Origin of the sequence: Azospirillum sp. (assembly GCF_035627195.1) — a bacterium.
GTDB lineage: Bacteria > Pseudomonadota > Alphaproteobacteria > Azospirillales > Azospirillaceae > Azospirillum.
In genome coordinates this window covers 1-2,660 of the sequence record NZ_DASPMG010000279.1, presented here as the reverse complement: position 1 = coordinate 2,660, position 2,660 = coordinate 1, and the positions used below count along the sequence as shown (strand labels likewise).

3 protein-coding genes and 1 pseudogene are annotated in these 2,660 nt (G+C 67.0%); all 4 read left to right on the top strand.

What is annotated here, in order from left to right:
* Positions 1-204 (top strand): annotated as a pseudogene (locus VED21_RS25930) (hypothetical protein); the annotation flags it as partial.
* A gap of 35 nt (positions 205-239) precedes the next feature.
* Positions 240-626 (top strand): DUF2892 domain-containing protein, encoded by a 387-nt coding sequence (locus tag VED21_RS25925; RefSeq protein ID WP_324887504.1) that lies wholly within the window; start codon positions 240-242, stop codon positions 624-626.
* Positions 627-905: 279 nt separating this feature from the next.
* The gene (gene fabI, locus VED21_RS25920; RefSeq protein WP_324887502.1) at positions 906-1,691 is read left to right on the top strand and encodes an enoyl-ACP reductase FabI; all 786 of its coding nucleotides are present in this window, start codon (positions 906-908) and stop codon (positions 1,689-1,691) included.
* A 366-nt stretch (positions 1,692-2,057) separates the two neighbouring features.
* The gene (locus tag VED21_RS25915; RefSeq protein ID WP_324887500.1) at positions 2,058-2,471 is read left to right on the top strand and encodes a bacteriohemerythrin; all 414 of its coding nucleotides are present in this window, start codon (positions 2,058-2,060) and stop codon (positions 2,469-2,471) included.
* Positions 2,472-2,660: the final 189 nt, after the last annotated feature.

Here is a 2,660-nt window from a genome sequence, read left to right as displayed (position 1 = left end):
GCCGACACCGCGCGCCTTCAGCAGGAGGTGCAGCGCCTGTCGCAGGAGGTGCGGCGGCTGAACCAGGATCTGGCCCAGGCGCGTGCCGGTCAGGCGCAGTCCGGTCAAGCGCAGTCCGGCCAGCCGCAGCCCGACGGCGCGAGCGGGACCAGCCAGCCCGGCCAGCCGGCGCCGACCGGCGAAGGCGCCGGGACGTCCCAGTGAAAGACGAACGAATCCGGCATTCGAGGAGGCGAGCCATGGCGCAGAGCAGCCACACCGACGACCCCGACCGCATGATCAACGTTGGCCACACCGAGCGTCTGCTGTCGCTCATCGGCGGCGGCGTGCTCGCCGTGATGGGCGTGCGCCGGCCGAACGCCGCCGGGGCGGCCATGGCGCTGGCCGGCGGCGCCCTGGTAGCGCGCGGCCTGACCGGCTATTGCCCGATGTACGGCCTGATGGAGGATTGGGGCCGGCGCGACCACGCCGCCATCCCCGCCCAGGACGTGGACGAGGGCCGCAACCGCTTCGCCCGCAACCCCGGCGACATCTACAAGGGGGAGCCGGAAGACAAGGTCGACGAGGCGCTGGAGGAGTCCTTCCCGGCCAGCGATCCGCCGTCCTTCACGCCCGGCACCACCTGAAGCACGCCGTCGTTCCGCGGCCAAGGGCCCTCTCCCCACCCCAGGGAGGGGGCCTTGCTTTTTGAAGTGTCTTTTTGCGGCGCAACGCACGCGGCGGACGTGTGTTGAGCAGCAAGTACACTGTGGCCACCGTCGCAATAATGACTGTTTAATGACACTTGTCAAAAGTTGCACGATGCCTCCGGCCGCAGTATGCTGCGCCGCAGCAAACAGTGCATTGGAAGGCCGCGCCGCGCTGGCCGCTCCACACCCTCCCAATCCCGAACACGGAAGGCACCCATGACGACGATGATCCCGGCCGCCGCCAGCCTCGCGGGCAAGAAGGGCCTGATTCTCGGCATCGCCAACGACCAGTCGATCGCCTGGGGCTGCGCCAAGGCGTTCCGCGCGCTCGGCGCCGACCTCGCCATCAGCTACCTGAACGACAAGTCGAAGACCTATGTCGAGCCGCTGGCCCAGCAGGTCGAGGCCGAGATCTTCGAGCCGGTCGACGTCACCGGCGAGGGGCAGCTGAAGGCCATGTTCGAGAAGATCGCGCAGAAGTGGGGCAAGCTGGATTTTGCGCTGCACTCCATCGCCTTCGCCCCGCGCGAGGACCTGCACGGCCGCGTGGTGGACTGCACGCGCGAAGGATTCTCGATGGCCATGGACGTGTCCTGCCATTCCTTCATCCGCATGGCCCGCTACGCCGAGCCGCTGATGACCGACGGTGGTGCGCTGTTCACCATGTCCTACTTCGGCTCCCAGCGGGTCATCGACAACTACGGCGTCATGGGGCCGGTGAAGGCGGCGCTGGAGGCCAGCGTGCGCTATCTGGCGTCCGAGCTGGGCCCGAAGGGCATCCGCGTGCACGCCATCTCGCCGGGTCCGATCAAGACCCGCGCGGCGTCGGGCATCGCCCACTTCGACGAGCTGATGGCCAAGGCCGCCGACCGCGCGCCGGAACACCGCTTGGTGACCATCGACGAGGTCGGCCACACCACCGCCTTCCTCGCTACCGACGGGGCGAAGGGCATCACCGGCGTCACGACCTACGTGGACTGCGGCTACTCCATCATCGGCTGACGCATCACGTACGGAGGCACGGGCGGCGGCCGGCGACGGCGCCGCCCGTTTCGTGTCCGCCGCTTCGATTGCATACGTTTGGTTGTACGCGGTTCATCACGCGCCTTTGGTCCCTTGCCGCGGCGCGGGTGCGTCAAATTGCCTTCCGGCCAGTGCCAGTATTCTTGTTTTCCGCCGAAGACCGCATAATTGTGCCTGCTGGTGTCCGTGAAAGAAAGACGGCGACCGGGTTGAACCTGGATGGCGCGCAATGCGGCGAGTGTCTTCGGCGACCGAGGAAAATGCTGGAACGGCGAACGATCGGTGGAGGCGGTGCCGGCGGAATTCGCGACTCGCGCCGGACACCACGCCTGGGGCGGAGGGGCCATGAGTGCCATAGCGTGGAGGCGGCAGCTCAGCATCGGCCAGCCGTCCATCGACGAAGACCACAAACACCTGATCGAGTATCTGAACCAGCTCGACGAATGCCTCACGGCGCGCGTCTACCTGCCGACGCGCGTGGCGAAGACGCTGATGAAGCTCCTGGAATACACGAAGGAGCATTTCGCGCGTGAAGAGAAGATCATGGAGGTTGTCCACTACCCAAAGATCGACGATCACAAGCGCCAGCACCGCGAGGCCGTGCGCGCCATCAGCGCGCTGTCGGAGACGTTCGCGCGCGAACCGACGCACGCCAACGCCGAAAAGATCTACACGTTCACCGCGGACTGGCTGGTCCACCACATCATCATGCAGGACACGCAGCTCGCCCCGTACGTGCGGGGCGTGTGGTTCGGGTGATTTTACAGACGTGGCCGGCGTTGCAAGCGGTTGCGCAAATCCTCCGGGGCGGGCACAACAGGGGCCTGGCCGGAAAACCGGCCGGATGGCGCGTCGGGAGATCGGGAATGGCATTCGCGGAACGCAAGCTCTTCGTGGAGCGCTGGGTCCAGGCGCCGCTCAAGGTGGCGTCGGTCACGCCGAGCGGGG